This is a genomic window from Actinoplanes regularis, from assembly GCF_900188005.1.
Classification (GTDB): Bacteria; Actinomycetota; Actinomycetes; order Mycobacteriales; family Micromonosporaceae; genus Actinoplanes; species Actinoplanes regularis.
The window spans coordinates 89010-107230 of sequence record NZ_FZNR01000016.1; the positions used below are offsets into that span (position 1 = coordinate 89010).

Annotated in this window: 18 protein-coding genes; 4 read left to right on the forward strand and 14 right to left on the reverse strand. The window is 71.6% G+C overall.

Annotation, left to right across the window (positions count from 1 at the left end):
- Positions 1-58: 58 nt before the first annotated feature.
- The 6 genes from CHC09_RS48540 to CHC09_RS32205 all read right to left on the reverse strand — a co-directional run bounded on the left by CHC09_RS48540 (position 59) and on the right by CHC09_RS32205 (position 6388).
- Positions 59-1264 carry a hypothetical protein gene (locus CHC09_RS48540; protein WP_275407924.1) on the reverse strand — a complete coding sequence of 402 codons (1206 nt, stop codon included), beginning with the start codon at positions 1262-1264 and terminating at the stop codon, positions 59-61.
- A gap of 112 nt (positions 1265-1376) precedes the next feature.
- Positions 1377-3044 (reverse strand): carbohydrate-binding domain-containing protein, encoded by a 1668-nt coding sequence (locus tag CHC09_RS32185; protein WP_089297019.1) that lies wholly within the window; start codon positions 3042-3044, stop codon positions 1377-1379.
- A 50-nt stretch (positions 3045-3094) separates the two neighbouring features.
- Positions 3095-3847 carry a polyphosphate polymerase domain-containing protein gene (locus tag CHC09_RS32190; protein ID WP_089297020.1) on the reverse strand — a complete coding sequence of 251 codons (753 nt, stop codon included), beginning with the start codon at positions 3845-3847 and terminating at the stop codon, positions 3095-3097.
- Complete coding sequence (locus CHC09_RS32195; RefSeq protein WP_089297021.1) at positions 3844-4416, reverse strand: DUF4956 domain-containing protein; 573 nt, start codon at positions 4414-4416, stop codon at positions 3844-3846. The genes CHC09_RS32190 and CHC09_RS32195 overlap by 4 nt, the downstream gene beginning before the upstream one ends.
- Positions 4417-4574: 158 nt before the next feature.
- Complete coding sequence (menC, locus tag CHC09_RS32200) at positions 4575-5675, reverse strand: o-succinylbenzoate synthase (RefSeq protein ID WP_089297022.1); 1101 nt, start codon at positions 5673-5675, stop codon at positions 4575-4577.
- The gene (locus CHC09_RS32205; protein WP_089297023.1) at positions 5675-6388 is read right to left on the reverse strand and encodes a GNAT family N-acetyltransferase; all 714 of its coding nucleotides are present in this window, start codon (positions 6386-6388) and stop codon (positions 5675-5677) included. The genes menC and CHC09_RS32205 overlap by 1 nt, the downstream gene beginning before the upstream one ends.
- A 101-nt stretch (positions 6389-6489) precedes the next feature.
- Here CHC09_RS32205 and CHC09_RS32210 point away from each other — a divergent pair, with 101 nt between their 5' ends.
- Positions 6490-7599 (forward strand): M20/M25/M40 family metallo-hydrolase, encoded by a 1110-nt coding sequence (locus tag CHC09_RS32210; protein ID WP_089297024.1) that lies wholly within the window; start codon positions 6490-6492, stop codon positions 7597-7599.
- Between the two features lie 81 nt (positions 7600-7680).
- A complete protein-coding gene (locus CHC09_RS32215) occupies positions 7681-7935 on the forward strand; it encodes a DUF3040 domain-containing protein (protein WP_239138663.1) in 255 nt (84 codons plus the stop codon).
- Between the two features lie 10 nt (positions 7936-7945).
- Here the strand turns inward: CHC09_RS32215 and CHC09_RS32220 are convergent, their stop codons facing one another.
- Genes CHC09_RS32220 through CHC09_RS32240 form a run of 5 tightly spaced genes read right to left on the reverse strand, consistent with a single transcriptional unit; the run spans position 7946 to position 12692 of the window.
- Positions 7946-8434 (reverse strand): DUF5666 domain-containing protein, encoded by a 489-nt coding sequence (locus CHC09_RS32220; protein ID WP_089297026.1) that lies wholly within the window; start codon positions 8432-8434, stop codon positions 7946-7948.
- 13 nt (positions 8435-8447) lie between these two features.
- Entirely contained in the window at positions 8448-9641 is a 1194-nt protein-coding gene (locus CHC09_RS32225; protein WP_089297027.1) for an ABC transporter permease, read from the reverse strand.
- Positions 9638-10339 (reverse strand): ABC transporter ATP-binding protein, encoded by a 702-nt coding sequence (locus CHC09_RS32230; RefSeq protein WP_089297028.1) that lies wholly within the window; start codon positions 10337-10339, stop codon positions 9638-9640. The genes CHC09_RS32225 and CHC09_RS32230 overlap by 4 nt, the downstream gene beginning before the upstream one ends.
- Before the next feature lie 3 nt (positions 10340-10342).
- Positions 10343-11485: an efflux RND transporter periplasmic adaptor subunit gene (locus tag CHC09_RS32235; protein ID WP_089297103.1), complete on the reverse strand. Its 1143-nt coding sequence runs from the start codon at positions 11483-11485 to the stop codon at positions 10343-10345.
- A 58-nt stretch (positions 11486-11543) separates the two neighbouring features.
- Positions 11544-12692: an efflux RND transporter periplasmic adaptor subunit gene (locus tag CHC09_RS32240; protein ID WP_089297029.1), complete on the reverse strand. Its 1149-nt coding sequence runs from the start codon at positions 12690-12692 to the stop codon at positions 11544-11546.
- A gap of 177 nt (positions 12693-12869) precedes the next feature.
- On the opposite strand from CHC09_RS32240, the gene CHC09_RS32245 reads away from it, so the two are divergent.
- Positions 12870-13577 carry a sensor histidine kinase gene (locus CHC09_RS32245; protein WP_239138662.1) on the forward strand — a complete coding sequence of 236 codons (708 nt, stop codon included), beginning with the start codon at positions 12870-12872 and terminating at the stop codon, positions 13575-13577.
- A gap of 12 nt (positions 13578-13589) precedes the next feature.
- On the opposite strand, the gene CHC09_RS32250 is transcribed toward CHC09_RS32245, so the two are convergent.
- A complete protein-coding gene (locus CHC09_RS32250) occupies positions 13590-13967 on the reverse strand; it encodes a response regulator transcription factor (protein ID WP_089297030.1) in 378 nt (125 codons plus the stop codon).
- Positions 13968-13986: 19 nt separating this feature from the next.
- Here CHC09_RS32250 and CHC09_RS32255 point away from each other — a divergent pair, with 19 nt between their 5' ends.
- On the forward strand, positions 13987-16380 hold the full coding sequence (locus CHC09_RS32255; protein ID WP_239138661.1) for an ATP-binding protein: 2394 nt from the start codon (positions 13987-13989) through the stop codon (positions 16378-16380).
- Positions 16381-16606: 226 nt separating this feature from the next.
- Here CHC09_RS32255 and CHC09_RS32260 read toward each other — a convergent pair whose 3' ends face one another.
- Together CHC09_RS32260 and CHC09_RS32265 are read right to left on the reverse strand one after the other, a co-directional pair.
- Positions 16607-17275 (reverse strand): DUF4097 family beta strand repeat-containing protein, encoded by a 669-nt coding sequence (locus CHC09_RS32260; protein ID WP_089297032.1) that lies wholly within the window; start codon positions 17273-17275, stop codon positions 16607-16609.
- Positions 17276-17300: 25 nt separating this feature from the next.
- Complete coding sequence (locus CHC09_RS32265) at positions 17301-18116, reverse strand: GNAT family N-acetyltransferase (protein ID WP_143232711.1); 816 nt, start codon at positions 18114-18116, stop codon at positions 17301-17303.
- Positions 18117-18221 lie beyond the last annotated feature (105 nt).

Sequence of the window (18221 nt, forward strand, 5' to 3'; positions counted from 1 at the left end):
CACCGTGTGCCGTCTGTCACGGAGGGTCCAACGGCGTGGCGACGGGCAGGTCACTCCGCTATTTCTTGACGAGATTCCGCAGTGAGGTGATCGCGAGGTGGTCGCTGATCGCGGCGTAGATCTTTTTGTCGGTGCCGACGAGCGTCGAGAACGGGCAGGTGGTCTCGTCGCCGTTCAGTTTCTTGTCCAGCAGGAGGCGGTGGGTGGCCACCTCGTAGACCCGCAGGCGCCAGGTCGCGCGGTAGAGGGTCACGGTGTCCGGCTTGGGGTCGTCGTACTTGCAGGTGCGGATCTTCGAGCCGGCGCTGGTCCAGTCCAGGCAGGCGGCCATCTGGACCTTCGCCGGGTCGCGTGACGCCCAGGTCGCCTCGTCCGCGTCGCTGGTGCCCTCGTCGGTCAGGTAGTAGACCGGGTTCTGCCAGCGCACCGAGTCGGGGCCGTCCTTCGTCAGCAGCACCACCGGGTGCGGGGCCTTGCCGGACCGCTTCGGGGAGTCGGGGAAGTAGACGTTCTCGTCGCAGACCTGGTGCAGGTCGTAGATGTCCTTGGCGGCGGTCTCGCTGGCCTGCGGGCCGGTCGACTCGACGGTCGGCGCCGTGGTCGGCTCGGTGGGGAACGCGAAGCCGGAGGGCAGGGTGAACGGCTCGTCGTCCGCGTAGCCGTGGTCGATCGTGTCGTTGGCGCGGTCCACCACGCGGTTGATGCTGGCGCCGCAGAGCAGCATGATGGCGGCGGCCACCGCGATGATCACGACGGCGAGGACGCCGCCGCGCCGGCGGCTGGCCGGGGTGGCCGGGGGCGGGGGCCAGCCGGGCACGGCGTGCTGACCGGGCTGCGGGTAGGCGCCGGCGGGGTATGCGCCGGGCGGCGGATAGGCCCCGGGAGGCGGGTAGGCGCCCGGTGGCGGGTACGCCCCGGGAGCCGGGAAGGCACCCGGCGGCGGGAAGGCGCCGGGAGGCGGCGGGTAGGCCGCCGGCTGCCCCGTCGCGGGCTGTCCGCCGAACGGCGGAGGCGGCTGAGGGAACGGATACGTCTGGGCGGGCGGTACGACCGGTGGCGCAGCGCCCTCGACGGGGCGTGCCCACTCGGAGACCGGCGTCGCCGGTGGCGTGTACGGCTCCGGAGTGACGGCAGGCGCGGCGGGCGCGTCCGCAGGGGCCGCGGCCGGGCCGGCGAACGTCGGATCCACGGGCGGCGTGGTGGATGGTGGTGCGGTCGGATCCGGTGTGTTGTCGCCGCCGGATTCTGCCTCCGTGCTGCTCACTGGCGTTCCTCCCCCGGTCGGATGACGGCCAAATCTATCGAAGTCGGCCATCCGGAGGAGAGACGGGGTGGTCCCTCCGGCACGGCGACGCACCGGAGGGACCACCGCGAGGTCAGGGCCGGGTGCTGGACTGGGTCCCCGCGGTCACCGTGGTCACCTGGGTGCCGGAGAGCGTGCCCCCGCTGTAGAGACCCCCGCCGACCGCGGTGCCGGAGACCGAGCCCCCGGTGTAGACCGCGTACGTCGTCCCGCGCGTGATCTGGCTGGACGAGAAGACCACGCCCTTGAACGCCTTCGTCGACTTGTACGCCGCGATCTGCGTCCCGGACGTGGTGGCCAGGTGCACGATCGTGCCCGCCGCCTGGTTGGCGCTGAACGTGACCGACACCCAGCCCTGCCCGGAGCCGGGCAGCGTGCTGGTGGTGGCGCTGATCCCGCTGGAGTAGACGGTGCCACCGGTGATGGTGAGCGCCCCGTTGGAGTCCAGGCCGCCCTCCCCGCCGCCGCGGGTGGCCGAGCCGCTGACCACGACGGTGCCGCCGCCGATGGTCAGCGCGCCGTTGGAGTCCAGGCCGTCCGTGCCGCCGCTGACCACGACGGTCCCCCCGGTGATCGAGATCAGCGCGTTCGGCGAGTTCTGCATCTCGCCGTAGTTCGGGTCGGAGGCGTTGAACGCGTCGTCCGAGGCGGTCGTGCTGACGCTTCCGCCGGTGACGTAGACCTTCAGGCCCTCGACCCCCTCGTACGACTTGGTGACGTTGACCGTGCCGGCGCTGACCGTGACGGTGCCCTCGGCGTGGACCCCGTCGTCGCCGGTCGCGACCGTGGTCGTGCCGCCGTCGACGGTGATCGTGGCGTCCGAGTGCACGCCGTCGTCGGAGGCGTCGACGGTCGCGGTGCCGCCGCTGATCGCCACCAGCACACCGGCCTTGAGACCCTTCGCCGACGCGTCACCCGGCGTGACCGTGCTGCCGCCACCGGACTTGGCGGTGACCGTGCCCCCGGCGAGCAGCACGTCGGTCTCCGCGGTGACCGCGTCACCGGTCGCGGTGACATTGGCCGTACCCGCGCCGACGTACACGTATCCCCTGGTGGCGTCCGCGTCGTTGTCGGACTTGAGCCCGTCGCCACCGGCGGTCGCGGTGATCGCGCCACCGTTGACGATCACGTAGTCCTTGCCCCGGACGGCGTCGTCGCCGGCCGTCACGGTGATCGTTCCGGCGTCGATGACCAGGCCGTCCGCGCTGTTGATGCCGTCGGCGGCGGTGCTGGCGACGGTCAGCGCACCGGTGCCGTCGACGGTGAGGTCGGCGGCCGAGTCGAGGGCGTTACCGGCCGAGGAGGTGAGCCGGTTGGTCGTGCCGGCCTGCAGGTACACCAGGGCCTCGTCGGCGGCGACGATGTTCAGCGCGGCCGCGCTGTTGGTGACCGTCACCCCGTTGAGCAGGATGCGGACGATGCCGGTGCCGGTGCTGTTCACCACGATCTGGCCGTTGGTGAGCGTGCCGGAGAAGCGGTACGTGCCGGCCGCCGTGATCGTGACCGTGCTGCCGGAAACGGTGACGTTCGAGCTGGTGCTGGTCGCGCCGCTGCCGGTGAGGGTGACCGCGGCGACGTCCGCTTCGTTCCAGACGCGGTCGGCGGCGCTGTCGTGGCTGGCCTGGTTCGCGGCGAGCGCGGTGGCGGCCGCGGTGCCGGCGGCTTCGGCCGGCACCGCCGACAGGGCGAGCGCCACGGCGACGGCCGCGACGGGGGTGACCAGCCGGGGAATGCTGGGCATGGTGGTTCCTTCCGTTGAGGACGGGACAATTCGGAGCTGGGCACGGGGGCTCAGCGGTCGAAGTGGCGGCGCAACGTCCGGCGCCAGGGCGCCGACGGCAGCTCGGGTCGCAGCGCGGCGAGCCCGGTCGCGTACTTCGAGATGCGGGCGGGGCGGTGCCCGTTGGCCCAGAGCAGCCGGTCGATCGGGGAGGCGGCCGCGGCGGTCTTGGTCTCGATCACCGCGAGGTGCGGCGCGACCAGCTCGGCGCCGTCCGTCCCGGTCCAGGTCAGATCGGTGTCGAGGGTGGCCCTGGAGTCGCCGGCGGCCTGGTGGAAGGTGGTCCGGTTGTACCGGGTGACCAGGGTCGGAGCGAGCCCGGCGACGGCCCGGTCGCCGAGCACGCCGGCGACGAACCAGTGCCCCGGTTCGACGGTGTCCTCGTCGGCGGACTCGTACGGGAGCCGGTTCTTGACCGTGCCACCACGCCAGCCCTCGGTCTTCACCTCGAGCCAGCATTCGGCCGAGTCGACGTACGTCCGGGTGCGGATCTTGAAGCGGCGCCGGCGCCGCTGGGCCGTGAGCCGGAAGCAGACCAGGTCCGGGGTGTCGAAGTAGACGGAGCGGTAGCGGAACGTCCGCAGGCCGTCGATCTCCAGCACCCGGGTCGCGGGGTCGATCGCGGGCAGCAGCGCGAGCGCGTCCTCGAGCCGGAGCACATATTTGCGGTCGACCCTGACCTGCAGCGCGGCCTTCTCGGTCAGCTCGGCGAGCGAGATCGCCTCCAGACCGACCAGAGCCGATTCGCTCGCGAGCTCGCTCATTGCCCGGCCTCGACCAGGTCACCGGCCCTCGCCCGGGAGAACCGGACCTCGACCACGGTGGTCTCGTTGACCAGGTCGACCCGTTCCACCGCGACCGAGTGCACCCGGGCTCCGAGCACCCGCTCCACCTGCGCGACCAGCGTGGTCCGGTCGGTGTACGCGGCGTCCAGCACCAGCACCTGCCGCTGGTAGGAGGAGAACAGCCGGGGGTGGTCGCCGAGGTACATGACCAGCAGGATCAGGGCCATCAGCGCCGGGCCGAGCCAGGCCTCACCGTCGCTGAGCGGCCCGAGGATGCCGAGCGCGAGCGCGGAGAAGTAGTACGCCACCTCGTGCTGGTCGAGCTCGGTGGAGCGGAGCCGGATGATCGACAGCACGCCGAACAGTCCGAGACCGAGGCCGGCGCCGACCGTGCTGGAGCTGAGTGATCCGGCCACGGCCAGCACGCCGATGTTGACGCCGAGGTACGCCACGACGAGGTCGCGTCGCCGGTGCCGTGGGAAGTAGAGCCCGAAGACCAGTAGGCTCACGGCCAGGAGATCGATCCCGAACAGCGCGATCCGGTGCATGACTGGCGACCTCCCGGGTCTCCGGCCGGGCCTCTGAACGAGGCGCGACCGCAAGGTTACGTATCGGTGAACTTCGATGGACACGGTAAGCGTTTTCCCGCGTCCGGGGCACCGGAACGAACCTCAGAAACTCCTCAGAGAGTGCTGTGCACAAGCTGTCAGATCCGGTCGACAGTGCACTCTTCCAGGAAGAACAGGTCGGGCTCCCAGCCAAGGCCGGGCACGGACGAAACCGTCACGAACCCGGACTCGCACCGCACCGGCTCGGTGGTGACGTCCCGCGCGTAGTACTTGTCCGAGCCGGAGACGTCCGACGGCAGGGTGAAGCCGGGCAGCGAGCTGAGCGCCACATTCGCGGCGCGGCCGATGCCGAACTCGTGCATGCCGCCGCACCAGACCGGAAGGCCCTCCGCCCGGGCGAGATCGTGGGCGCGGACGGCATGGGTGAGGCCGCCCATCCGGGAGACCTTGATGTTGAGGATCCGGCAGGCCCGCAGTCTCACCGCGGTGACCAGGTCCTCCACGTCCTCGATCGACTCGTCCAGGCAGATCGGGGTCGCGCACGCCGCCTGGAGTTCGGCGTGTGCGACGAAGGCCCGGGGCGGGAACGGCTGCTCGATCATGAGGAGGTCGTACCGATCCAGTTCGCGGAAGATCTCCCGTTCGTCGTTCGGGTATGCGCCATTCGCATCCACCTGCAGCGACACCCCGGGAAACGCTGCCCGGACCGCTCGCACCGGCTCGACGTCCCAGCCCGGGGCGATCTTCAGCTTGACCCGCCGGTAGCCCTCGGCCACCCGCGCGGAGACCTGCTCCAGCAGCTCGTCGACGCTCGGCTCGATGCCGAGCGAGACACCCGCCGCCACCCGCCGCCGAGTCCCGCCGAGCGCCTCGGCCAACGGAAGGTTCCGCAGCGCCGACCACAGGGCCCAGGCGGCCATGTCGAACCCGGCCCGTGCGAAGTGATTCCCCCGCACCCGTCCCAGCACCGCGGCCAGCTCCGCGGGATGCTCCCACGCCGTGCGCAGCACCAGCGGCCCGAGATGATCGCGGGCCACCGCCCAGCAGCTCTCCACGGTCTCCGCGCAGTAGTACGGGCCGCTCGGCGAGGCGATCTCGCCCCACCCGGTCGCCCCCGAGCTGTCGGTGATCGTGACCAGCAGGTGCTCCAGCTCGTGCTTGGCGTGCGAGCTGGTCCGGAAGCGGTGGACCAGCGGCAGGCGCACCCGCCGCAGCTCGACCCGCCGGATCTCGATCATCACCGGTCCGCCTCGTCCTCGAACAGGTAGGCGACCCGCTCGGGGTCGCCCTCCGATCGGGCCACCTCGACCAGGTTCCGGCCGCCGGCGAACTGGGTCAGCAGTTCCCGCCGCAGCCAGGCCCGATCCTCCGGATCGGGCGCCGCGAACCACTCGTCCGCCGCGACCACGATCCTCGAGCCGAATTCCTTTCCGGTACGAACCCCTGCTCCCGTACGCCCAGAACCGGCCTCGGCGCGGGTCAGATCCCAGCTCACCAGCACCCGGTCGGTGCCCGGCTCGCCGTAGAAGTCGGGCAGGAACCGGATGCCGGTCGCGCCCAGGACCGCGAAGTTGAAGTGGGCGTTGCGCAGCGCGTACGGATCGAAGGTCCAGCGCATGGTCCGCACGCCGGTCAGCCGGGCCGCCGCGGCCTGCGCGTACTTCAACGAGCGACCGACGCCGGCGCCCTGCGCGCTCACCGCGACCACCGCGGCCTGCGAATAGTGGTAGAGCTCGCCGGCTTGGAGCCCGGTGAACCCGTAGCAGAATCCGGCCAGTTCGCCGTCTCCGGTGAGCGCCCCGATCACCGTCCCGCCGTTCTCCCGCAGCGCGGCCAGCAGGCGCGGGTTGAGCCCCCAGCCCGGCTCGGCGTAGCCGAAGACCTCCCGGTAGAGGGCCCCGGCCGCGGTCCACTCCGCGATCCCGTCCAGCTCGCGCACCACCACGTGCATCCGCGCACCCGCTTTGCGGTAAAGATAGCGAAGGTATATTCGCCATCCTGAGAACAAATCATTTCATTGACAATGAAATCGGCGCAATTTAGCGTTCGGGTATGACGACGCCCGTGATCGCGGCCCTGCACCGCTACACGCGCGCCGAGTCACCCACCGGCGACCCCCGGGCGCTGGCCGCCCTGGCGGAGACGCTGGAGTCGGACGCGACCGAGGCCGGGTTCAGCACCGCCCGGGAGCCGCACCCGACCGGTGACCATCTGATCTGGACCCTCCCCGCCCGGGACGTCCCCGGCGAGCCGATCCTGTTCCTCACCCACTACGACACGGTGTGGCCGGTCGGGACGCTTGGCGCGATGCCGTGGAGTGTGGACGGCGACGTGATCCGCGGGCCGGGCGTCTACGACACGAAGGCCGGGATCGCGGCGCTGCTCGCGGCGGTCGCGGCGGTCGACGGGCCGCATCCGGAGCTCCGCGTCGTCGTGGTCGCGGACGAGGAGATCGGCTCGCCGACCGCGACCGGGCTCGTCGAGGCCGAGGCGCGACGGGCGGCGGCGGTGCTCGGGCTGGAGCCTCCACACCCGGGTGGGGACCTGAAGACCGGGCGGCGCGGCAGCACCCGGGCCCGGATCGAGGTGACCGGCGTGGAGGCGCACGCCGCGCTCGACCCGGAGGCCGGGGCGAACGCCATCGACGAGCTGGTCGACCAGCTGCTGCGGGTCCGCGAGCTCGGTGCGGGGCGGCCGGTGCTGATCAACACCGGCACGATCACCGGCGGTGGGCGTACCAACGTCGTCGCCGGGCAGGCGTACGCCGACCTGGGCCTGCGCTTCGCCGATCCGGAGGACGAGCGCGCCGTGCTGGGCGAACTCGCCGCGCTGCGGGCGATCCGCGACCGGGCCACGGTGTACACCCGGCTGCTCTCCCACCGCCCCACCTGGCGTCCGGACCCGGCCGGTGACCCGCTGGCGGCGCGCGTCGCGGCGGTCGCCGCCACCATCGGCCAGTCCCTGGGCGGCCGTCCCGCCGACGGCGCGGCCGACACCAACACCACCGGCGCGCTCGGGCGCCCCACGGTCGACGGCCTGGCGCCCCGTGGCGGCGGTGCGCACGCCCGCGGCGAGTGGGTCTCGGTCGCCGGCATCGCTGAACGGACCGCCCTGCTCCAGGTTCTGATCACCGGCCTGCTTCCGATCACTGGAGGTTTGTGAGAATTTGCGTGCGGGTTTGGCCCGGGACCACCTCCGGGTAACCCTGAGGGAGCCATTGGGATTTCCCTGGGGGTGACATCGATGCTGAACGACAGCGAGCGCCGCGCCCTTGCCGACCTGGAACGCCACCTTCAGCACGACCCGGAGTTCGTCGCCCGGATGGACGGTCCGGCCACGGCGCCGGCGGTGCCCGCCTTCCCGATCGTGCCGGTCCTGTCCGCCGGGCTGTTCATCACGGTCCCGCTGGTCATGCTGCTGTTCGGCTGGGTGGGCGTGATCATCCTGCTCTACGCCTTCGCCATCGCGATCGGCGTCATCGTGTTCCGGCGCCTCTGACTCGCGCCGATCACCCGGCGCTGATCGAGGTCGCGGTGACCACGCCCTCGGCGTCCACGGTGCCCTGGACCGTCACCCGTAACCCGTCGGTCAGGTCCGCCACCGTCGCCAGAGCGGTCCTGCTGACCGGGGTGGTGTCGGTGGCTCGTACCGTGACCGTCTCCCCCTTCTCGGTCCGCACGTAGAGGGTAGTCCCGTCCACCCTGCTGAGGGTTCCGGAGGTGACACCGCCGGGAGCCGGGCCGAAGCTCGGCGTTCCCGGTCCGGCCGGGAATCCGTTCCCCGGCGCCGACGTGGCGGACGCGGCCGGCGACGAACCCCACCGCTGATGTGCCTGCACCCCGCCGAGGAAACCGCCGGCCAGCAACACGAACCCGGCCAGGACCAGGGTCGTCCGGTTCCACCAGCGACGCGGCGCGGCGGCGGCGATGGCCTCGTTGAGGTTCTCGTGCTCGGCCTCGGACGGAGTACGCGGCAGCGTCTCGGTGTCGTCGATCATGACAAGGGTCTCCTCACTCGTAGCGCAGGGCGTCGATCGGCCGCAGCCGGGCCGCGCGGGCCGCCGGCAGTCCGCCGAAGAAGAGTCCGATCAGCACGCAGACGCCCAGGGCCAGCACGACCGAGCTGGGCACGATCACCGGCTGCACCCCGGCGATCCGGAACCTGGCGCCGATCAGCGCGGCGGCCACGCCCAGGCCACCGCCGATGACGCTGAGCAGCGTCGCCTCGAGCAGAAACTGGGCCAGGATCAACCGGCGGGGCGCGCCGAGCGCCTTGCGGATGCCGATCTCCCGGGTCCGTTCGGTGACCGTGACCAGCATGATGTTGGTGATCCCGATGCCGCCGACCAGCAGACTGATCGCGGCGACCGCGCCGAGCAGCGTGGTGAACGTGTCGGCGGTCTCGGTCTGCGTCCGCAGCAACTGGGCGGCGTTCTGGATCCGGTACGCCACGGTCCCGTCGCTGCCGGCCGGCATCCTCCGGTTCAGGATCGTGGCGATCTCACCCTCCACGGTGTCCACCTGAGCGGAGTCACGGGCCTCGACCAGGATCGAGCTGAGCGGGCCGTAGCCGGCGAGCACCTGCCGGACCGCGGAGATCGGCGCGACGGCGATGTCGTTGGCGTCGCTGAAGCCGCCGGAGCTCTTCTCCTCCAGCACGCCGACCACGGTGAACAGCGCGCCGCCCACGGTGACCTGCGCGCCGATCGGGTCGGCATCGGCGAACAGCTCCTCGGCGACGGTCTGCCCGATCACCACCACCCGCCGGGCCTGGGCCTCGTCGTCGTCGGTGAAGAGCTCGCCGATCCGGACCGGGAAGTTGGAGGCGGCGAACCAGTCCGGTGTGGTGCCGACGAAAGAGCTGACTTCGTGGTCGGTGCCCTCGTAGGTGAGCGTGGCCGACGTGCTGACCACCGGCGACACCGACTTCACGTCGGGCGCCAGCGTCGGGTCGTCGAGCGCTTCGGCGACCTGCGGGCTGAGGCCGCCGCTGCCGGTCGTCCGGCTGGTGCTCGTCACCGTCAGGGTGTTGGCGCCGAGTGCGGAGATCCGGTCGGCGATCGCCTGGGCCGAGCCGTTGCCGACCGCGACCAGCAGGATCACCGCGGCGACGCCGATCAGGATGCCCAGCATCGTGAGCGCCGACCGCAGCCTGTTCGCCGACAGTCCGCGCAGAGCGAAACCCAGGATCTCCGTAGGGCTCATGCCGCGCTCCGCCGGATCTCAGAGGTGACCCGCCCGTCCCGGACCTTGATCAGGCGGCCCGCGCGGGCTCCGACCTCGCCCTCATGGGTGATCATTACGATGGTGCGCCCGGCCGAGTGCAGGTCGTCGAAGACGACGAGCAACTCCTGCGTCGCGTGACTGTCCAGATTGCCGGTCGGTTCGTCGGCGAGCAGCAGGGCCGGCCCGGTGACCAGCGCACGGGCCACCGCGACCCGTTGCTGCTGGCCGCCGGAGAGCTGGTTCGGCTCGTGGTCGGCCCGGTCCGCGAGGCCGACCGAGTCGAGCGCGAACAGGGCGCGACGCCGCCGCTCGGCGGGGCGCATCCCGGAGTACGCCAGCGGCAGCTCCACGTTGGCCACCGCCGACGTACGCGGGATCAGGTTGAACGCCTGGAAGACGAACCCGATCAACCGGTTGCGCACCAGCGCGAGCTGGCTCTCGGTGAGCCGGCCGACATCCACCCCGTCGAGCAGGTACCTACCGGAGCTCGGGACGTCCAGGCAGCCGATGATGTTCATCAGGGTCGACTTGCCCGACCCGGACGGTCCCATGATCGCCGCATAGTCACCGTGCTCCACCCGAAACGACACACCGTCGAGCGCGCGAACGGCGGTTTCGCCCTCGCCGTACACCTTGCACAGGTCGCGGACGTCCAGGACCGGCCGGGTCGCCGCCATGGCTCAGCGACCACCGGGCGGAGCGCCGCCCCCGCTGAAGCCGCCACCACCGGGGCCGAAGCCGCCACCGCGCAGGTTCGAGTTGCCGGTCGTGGTGGTGCTGGTCGGCACGACCACCTTCTCGCCGGCGGTCAGGCCGGAGAGGATCTGGTATGCGTCGTCGCCCTCGACCCCGATCTCGACCTGCCGGATCTGCTGCCGGCCGGCGCTGTCGAGCACCGTCACGGTCGACCGCCGGCCGGCCACGGTGACCGCCGCCGAGTTGACCTTGAGGGCGTTCGCGACGCTGCCGGTGACCACCGAGACGGTGACGGTCTGGCCGGGCTTGGCACCCTCCGGCGGGGTCGGCAGGCTGACCGTCACGGCGTAGGTGACCACGCCGTTGCCGGTCGTCGCGGTCGGGGCGATGGCCAGCACCTGGCCGGTGGTCTCCACGCCGTTCAGGGCGTTCCAGGTGACGGTCGCGGACTGCCCGGTCTTCAGCGCGGTGGTGTCGGACTCGGAGAAGCCCGCGGTGATCTGCAGCCTGGTCAGGTCGGCGATGTCGACGAAGCCCGAGGAGGAGGCCGAAGCCCCGCTCCCGCTCGAACCACCGCCGGTGGCGGAGACGGCAGAGGACGAGCCCAGCGAGCCGTTGATCGCGGTGACCGTGCCGGCCATCGGAGCGGTCAGCTTGGTGCCGGCGACCGCGGCCGCGGCGTCGTCCACGGCCAGCTTGGCCGAGGTGACCTCGTTCTGCGCGATGGTGGTGCCGGTGTGGGCGGCCTGCGCCCGGTCCAGGGCGTCGTTCGCGGCGTCCAGGTTGGCCTTGGCCAGGTCCAGGGAGCGCTGCGCGCCGGCGGCGTCGACGTGGGCCAGCAGTTGGCCCTTGGCCACCTTGTCACCGACCTTGACCTTGACGCTGTCGACCGTGCCGGAGGTGGTGAAGTTCGCGGCGGCGGTGGCGGCGCTCGCCACGGCCCCGTCGGCGTGGACGGTCTTGGTGACCGTGCCCTGCGAGACGGTGACCGTGCGGACGTCCGTGGCTTTCGCCTTGTTGCCGGAGGAAGGGCCCCGGAGAAGATTGACGCCCCAGATCGCGGCGCCGACGATCAGTAGTGCCAGCAGGGCGTTGACCGCCGTACTGGGGGTGCGGAGGGCTTTCACCACGCCATCATGTCCGCTGCGACCGGTTCGTGGTGGGGTGTTCGGCGGTATTCCCCGATCACCAGGAACGCACGACCTGTTCCCCCGTGGTGAGCCCGCCGGTCACCTCGGTGTACTGGTCACCGCGCAGCCCTACGGTCACCGCCCGTTCGCTCGACCGCTTGCCGTCGTGAACCAGCACGGTGCCGGAGCTCCCGGAGATGTCGTGCACCGCCGTGGACGGCACGCGCAGCACGTCCCTGGACTCACCGACCCGGACCCGCACCTCGGCGGACTGCCCGATCAGCAGGTCCTGGGGGGCGGCGGCGAAGGAGAGCAGCACGCCGTACCGGACCAGGGTGCCGTCCGAGGTCCCGACCGGGTCGACCTGCACCACGGTGCCGGCCAGCGGGTCGTCGTGGTCGGCGAGCGTGATCGTGCCGCTCCGGCCGACCTTGAGCGAGCCGGCGTCCGCCTCCGGGAAGTTCGCCACGACCTGCATGCCGGACGTGCCGGCCAGGGTCACGAAGGTCTTCCCCTTCGCCACCGTGTCGCCGACGCCGCCCGCGACGGAGACCACGGTGCCCGCGATCGGGGCCACGATCACGGTGCCGGCCAGCGCCGCCACGGCCTGGGCCACCGCCTGCCGGGCCCGGTTGACCGCCTGCTGCGCGGAGAGGATCGGGTCGCCGGTGTCGGGATAACCCGGGGTGGTGCACGTGGTCGCGGCCGCGGAGGCGGCCACGGATGTGGTCGCGGCCGCCGAGGCGGCCCCGGCAGGGTGTCCCTGGGGCGGCGTGGCGCACGCGGTCGCCCGGGCGGTGACCGCGGCAGCCTGCCCCTGGGCGGTGCTGAGGCGGGCCGCGGCGTCGCTCAGGCTGATCTCGGCGTCGTCCACGTCGCCCGTCGCGCCGGTGTTGTCGACGGTGGCCAGGATCTGCCCGGCCTTCACCTTCGTCCCGGCCCGCGCGGCGATCGACTCGACCGTGCCGGTGACCGCGAACGACAACTCGCGGACGGTGGCCGGCTCGACCGTGCCGGTGGTGGCCACGTCCAGGGTGACCGCGCCCTTCTCGACGGCGACCGCGACCACCTCGGCCATCTTCGGCCCGCCCTGACGGTGGTGCACGACGCCGAGCACCACGCCGGCGGCGACGCCCGCCGCGATGATGCCGGCACCCGTCCACCGGATCCGCCTGGACCGGTTCTGCCCCGTGATCTTGCTCATGATCGTAGATTGTGGCTGTTCACGTACACGGACGTACCGAAATCCAGGAGCACCCTTGCCGAGCCCGCACCGAGTCGCCCACCTCCGACGCGGCGCCGTCGCCCTCACCCCGGCAAACCTGATTCTCGGCCTCACCCCGGCGATCCTGAATGTCGCCCTCACCCCGGCAATCCTGATTTGAGTACGCCCGAGGCACTCCCCCCGAGCACCGAGGCAGAGCTGCGCCGCCGGCTGCGCCGGCACAACCGCACGCTGGCCGAGCTGGCCGCCACCAAGACCGAGCTGGTCACCGCCCTGCTGCACGGGTTACGCACGCCGTTGACCGCGGCCCTCGGCATGCTCGACATCCTCCCGGAGCACACCGGTGACCCGGCGCTCGACGAGGGCCTCGCACTGATCGCTCGCAACCTGCACCGGATCGACGCGGTCGCCACCGAGATCTCCACCATCAGCGGGCTCGAAAGCGGGGCGATCCCGCTGGACCGAGCCGAGTTCGACCTGCCCGAACTGCTCAGCGAGGTGGCCGCCGAGGCCGGGGCGACCTGCAACGTCGTCCCACCGACCGGCCCGGTCACCGGGGACCGGGAGTGGCTGGGACGGATCTTCACCCGGATCCTCAGCGCGGTACGGGTCCTGGAGGGCCCCGCTGCGATCGAGGCAACGGGTGACGCGGACCGATGGCAGGTCTGCTTCCCGCTACCGCCGGAACAGGCCACCGACCGGCTGTTCACCACCGGTGAGACGGGCGAGAACGCGATGGCGCTGATCCTGGCGCGGGCGGTGGTCACCCGGCACGGCGGCAGCGTCGGGCTGCGCAGCGCGGGCGGAACGGCGTACCTGAGGCTGATCCTGCCGACCGGGACCGAAACGGCCGGGGATCTCTGACCGGCCGGCTCGCTACCGGCCGGTGCCCGGCCCGGTCAGCGCCTCGATCCGGGTCAGCAGGTCCTGCGCGGTGAACGGTTTGACCAGGTAGTCGTCGGCGCCGGCATCGAACCCGGAGGCTACGTCGAGCCACTGGCCACGCCCGGTGAGCATGAGGATCGGGATGTCCGCGGTCACCGCGTCCTCGCGCAGCGCACGACAGACCTCCAGGCCGGTCATATCGGGCATGATGACGTCGAGAACCGCGATGTCGGGCACGTGCTCGTGAGCGGCGCGCAGCGCGTCCTGGCCGTTCCGGCGGGCCTCCACCTCGAGGCCACCGGACCGCAGCACCGTCTCCACGATCTCCAGCACGGTCGGATCGTCGTCCACGACCAGAACCGATGTCACGTTACTTATAGTAATCGCTGTGAAGACTCGCGGTGGTCGGATCGCGGGGTGGACCGTCGGGCGGATGCTCTCCATCGGCTTCCTGCTCACGCTGCTCGGCCTTGCCGTCGTCGGGACCGGCGCGACCGTCCGGATCCGGAGTCTGGAGGAGAGCCAGGAGACGCTCAGGGACTCACACACCGTGCTGGCTCAGATCAATGAGCTCGGCGACTCGGTCCGGGCCCTGGACCGGATCAGCCACAGCTACCAGCAGCCCGGCAATCCCCGATCGGTGGACATGTTCCACGCCTCCCCAGGAGCGATCACCGAGAACATCGACGAGCTGCGCCGTAACCCCGCCACCGACCCGGTCGTCATGAGCTATCTCGATCAGGTGGAACCACTCGTCCAGGACTGGATCGGCACGCTGGGGGCGGCCGTGACGAGCGGCGCGGCCAAGCTCCCGGACAACGACACCGAGCCGCTGGAATCCCTGATCAGCGAGATGCACCGGTACGAAGAGGCCCAGATCCGCGTCCAGATGAAAGCCACCAAGGACAGCTCTCAGCGAACCCGGCAGCTGATCGTCGCGTTGTCGGTGGCGACCGCGTTGATGGTCGCCGTCGTGACCCGGTGGATCACCCTGCGGATCACCACTCCGGCCAAGGAGGTGACCGCGGCCGCGCAACGGGTGCTGGAGGGCGACCTGAGCCGGCAGGCCCAGGTGACCGGGCCGCTGGAGCTGGCCCAGATGGCCCGCGCGGTCAACGCGTCGACGGTCATGATGGCGACGGCCCGCGACGAGGCGTTGGCGGCGGCGGCCGCCAAGTCGGCGTTCCTGGCCGCGATGAGCCACGAGATCCGTACGCCGATGAACGCCGTGATCGGAATGACCGGCCTGCTGCTCGATACCGACCTGGACAGCAGACAGCGGGAGCTGGTCGAGACCGTGCACTCCAGCGGCGGCTCCCTGCTCGTGATCATCAACGACATCCTGGACTTCTCCAAGATCGAGGCCGGCGAGCTGAGCCTGGACGAGCAGCCGTTCGACCTGCCTGGCTGTCTGCAGCAGGTGATGAACCTGGTCACGCTGACCGCCGAGGCCAAGGGCCTGCACCTCTCCACCCACCTGGCGCCGGACTGTCCGAAGGTGCTGGCCGGGGACGCCGGGCGGATCCGCCAGATCCTGTTGAACCTGCTGGGCAACGCGGTCAAGTTCACCGACCACGGCGCGATCACCGTCAACGTCTCCGCGTCCGCCGTATCGTCCGGTCAGGTGGCGCTGCAGATCTCGGTGCGGGACACCGGGATCGGCATCCCGGCCGATCGGATGGATCGGCTGTTCCACCCGTTCTTCCAGGTGGACGCGTCGATCGGGCGCAGATACGCGGGAACCGGCCTGGGCCTGGCGATCAGCCAGCGGCTGGCCGAGGCGATGGGTGGCGGCATCACCGTGGAGAGCCGGCTCAGGCAGGGTTCGACCTTCACGGTCACGCTGCTGCTGCGCCCGGCCACGCTGCGGGAGGTGCCTTCGAAACCGCCGCCGGTCGCGCCACCCACCCAGCCGCTGCGGGTGCTGGTGGCCGAGGACAACCCGGTCAACCAGCGGGTCGCGGAGCTGCTGCTGGAGCGCCGCGGCCATCGGGTGCACATCGTCGCCGACGGTGCCGCGGCGGTCGCCGCCGCGCACGCCGACCCGTACGACCTCGTCCTGATGGACGTGCAGATGCCGGTGATGGACGGCCTCACCGCGACCGAACGCATCCGCGCCGACCCGCCCGTGCACGGCACCCCGCGGATCGTCGCCCTGAGCGCCAACGTGATGGTCGACGACCGGACCGCCGGCCTGCGCGCCGGCATGGACGACTTCCTCGCCAAACCCATCCAGGAGCCCGAACTCGACGCCGTCCTCGCCACCGCCGCCGCCACGGCCGAGCCCGCCGACCTGGCCCCGGCCGCCCCGAAGCCGGTGGGCGCACCGGTCTGGCCCTCCGAGGTGGCTCTGGCCGGTCTGGCCGGCTACGCCGCCCGGGCCGCGGCCGTCACCGGGAGCACTCCGGTCCGGCCCATCCCGACGGGCGAGCCGGAGAACATCCGTGCCTGCGTCTCCGGCCTCGTCGGCGAGGCCGGAGACCCGGCACGCCTCGCCGAGATCCTGCACAACTTCGTCGGCCGCCTCCCCGACGTCCTGGACCGGATGGAGCACGCCGCGGCGGCCGGCGACACCCGCGGCCTGGCCCGCCTGGCACACAGCCTGAAGGGCTCATCGGCGACCCTGGGCGCCAACCGGTTCGCCGGCCTCTGCGCCGAACTGGAGACCTGCGCCCACGAGCACCCGGCCGACTCCGGCAGGCTGCTGGACGACCTGCACGCCCAGGCCGACGAGGTCTCCACGGTGATGGAGGCCCTCTCCACCGAACTGGCCGCCGCCTGACGTGCGGCGGGTAGCCCCCTCGCGGCCGTCAGACCACCCCACCGCATCCCGAGACGACCGCGAGCGGTGCCACCGGCCGCTTGTAACGACGACCCACTACAGATCAAAATCATTTCCGAGTACGACCTGTGGGGCCCTGTGGCCAGGCTCGAGCCGAGTCCCGTGAAGGTCTCGCGCGAGGCCCGCGCCGCCCCGGGCCGTACCGCGCCTCACGGCGGCACTCGGTCTAGAGGCTGCGGGCGGTGATGTCGCCGTACGCGGTGGTGGCGTGGATGTTGAGCTCGGTGACGCCGTCGTTCTTGAGGCTGTTGTCGATCCGGCCGTGGGAGGTGCCGGCATCCAGGCCGGCCGAGACACCCGGCGCGGCACCGACCGAGATCGACCCGGCCCCGGTCCGCAACACCACCGTGCCGGGCCCCGCCTCGGCGATCCGGATGTCCCCCTTCGCCGTGCTGATCTGCGCGGACCCACCCAGCCGCCCGACCACGACGTCACCGGCGGCGCTGGTCAGGCGGACCCCGGCCGCCTCGTCCAGCTCCACCGTGCCGTACGCGCCGTCGAACACGACGTCACCCAGCCGCCCGGCGGTCCGCAACTCGGTGGCGGCCGCCTTGACCTCGACCCGGGAACCCGCCGGCAGGCCGACCTTCACCTCGACCGAGCCACTGGCGCCCAGGATCTGATCCACCTTCTTCGCCGCCACCACGATCCGCAGCACGCCGTCGGCGTAGTCGACCGTGGCCTGCTCCGCCACCTTGACGTCGCGGCTCTTACCGGCATCCACCGGCGAGATCTCCACCGTGGTGTCGGCCCGCTCGGCGGCGACGAACTCCACCCGCCCCGAGGGAACCTCGAGAACAGCGGAGATCGGAGTGGAGGTTTCGAACTTCTGCATGGTGCTCTCCTCAAATGGTTTGATCTCAGGGCAGGGCGAGTTCATAGACCTGGGTCCGCCGCAGCGGCTGGAAGCCCAGGTGCTCGTGCACGGCGAGCAGGTGGGTGTCGTCCTCGGCGGCGGCGGTCTCGATCTCGTCGACGTGCGGGTGGACCTCGCGCAGTCGCTGGATCAGGGCGGCGTTGACCCAGCGCCCCAGCCGCCGTCCACGGTGGCCGGGAAGGACCGTGGGCCCGTACTGACGGGCGCGGGGCAGCGGAAACTCGTCGGCGACCGCCACGGCATAAGCCGCCACGTCACCGCCCGCGCCCGCGGCGGTCAGCACGGCGTTGCCGGAGAGACCCGGGCCACGAAGTCCGGCGGAGCCATGGAGCAGGCGGGGCGGGCCGGCGAGGCCCCCGCTCCAGTGGGTCAGCAGATACCCGGGGTGCCCGGCGTCGATCAGCTCACCCAGCCAGGCCGGATGAACCTCGGAGTAGACGAGCAGGCCGTGCCGCCTGGATCCGGTGCGCCGGAACCCGTGCCGCAGGCAGAACGCCTCCCCCGCCGAGTCCACCGCCACGTCCGCGACCAGGCACGGCCCGGTCGCCCGCGCCCGGACGGCTTCCAGGAGCCGGGAGCCGATCCCGCGACGCCGCCACGCCGGCTCGACGTGCAGGCTCAGTTCGGCGGCGTCCGGCCGTACAGCCGGAGCCGGGGGCGGCAGAAGGTCGTGCCCGAAGGGGAGGACCGGCCACAGCCCGGCCACCCCGGCCACGACGCCGCCCGGCGCCACGGCCCGCCACCGTGCCGCCCCGGGGGGATCCGGCGCCGCGACGATGTCGATCAACGGTTCCTTCATGGAACTCACGATCGCCGCGACCACCGGCACGAACAACGCGGAAGATCGAACCGGCACTTAACCCAGCGGTTATCGTCCGAGGTCGTCCATTGTGGTCCGAGTCTA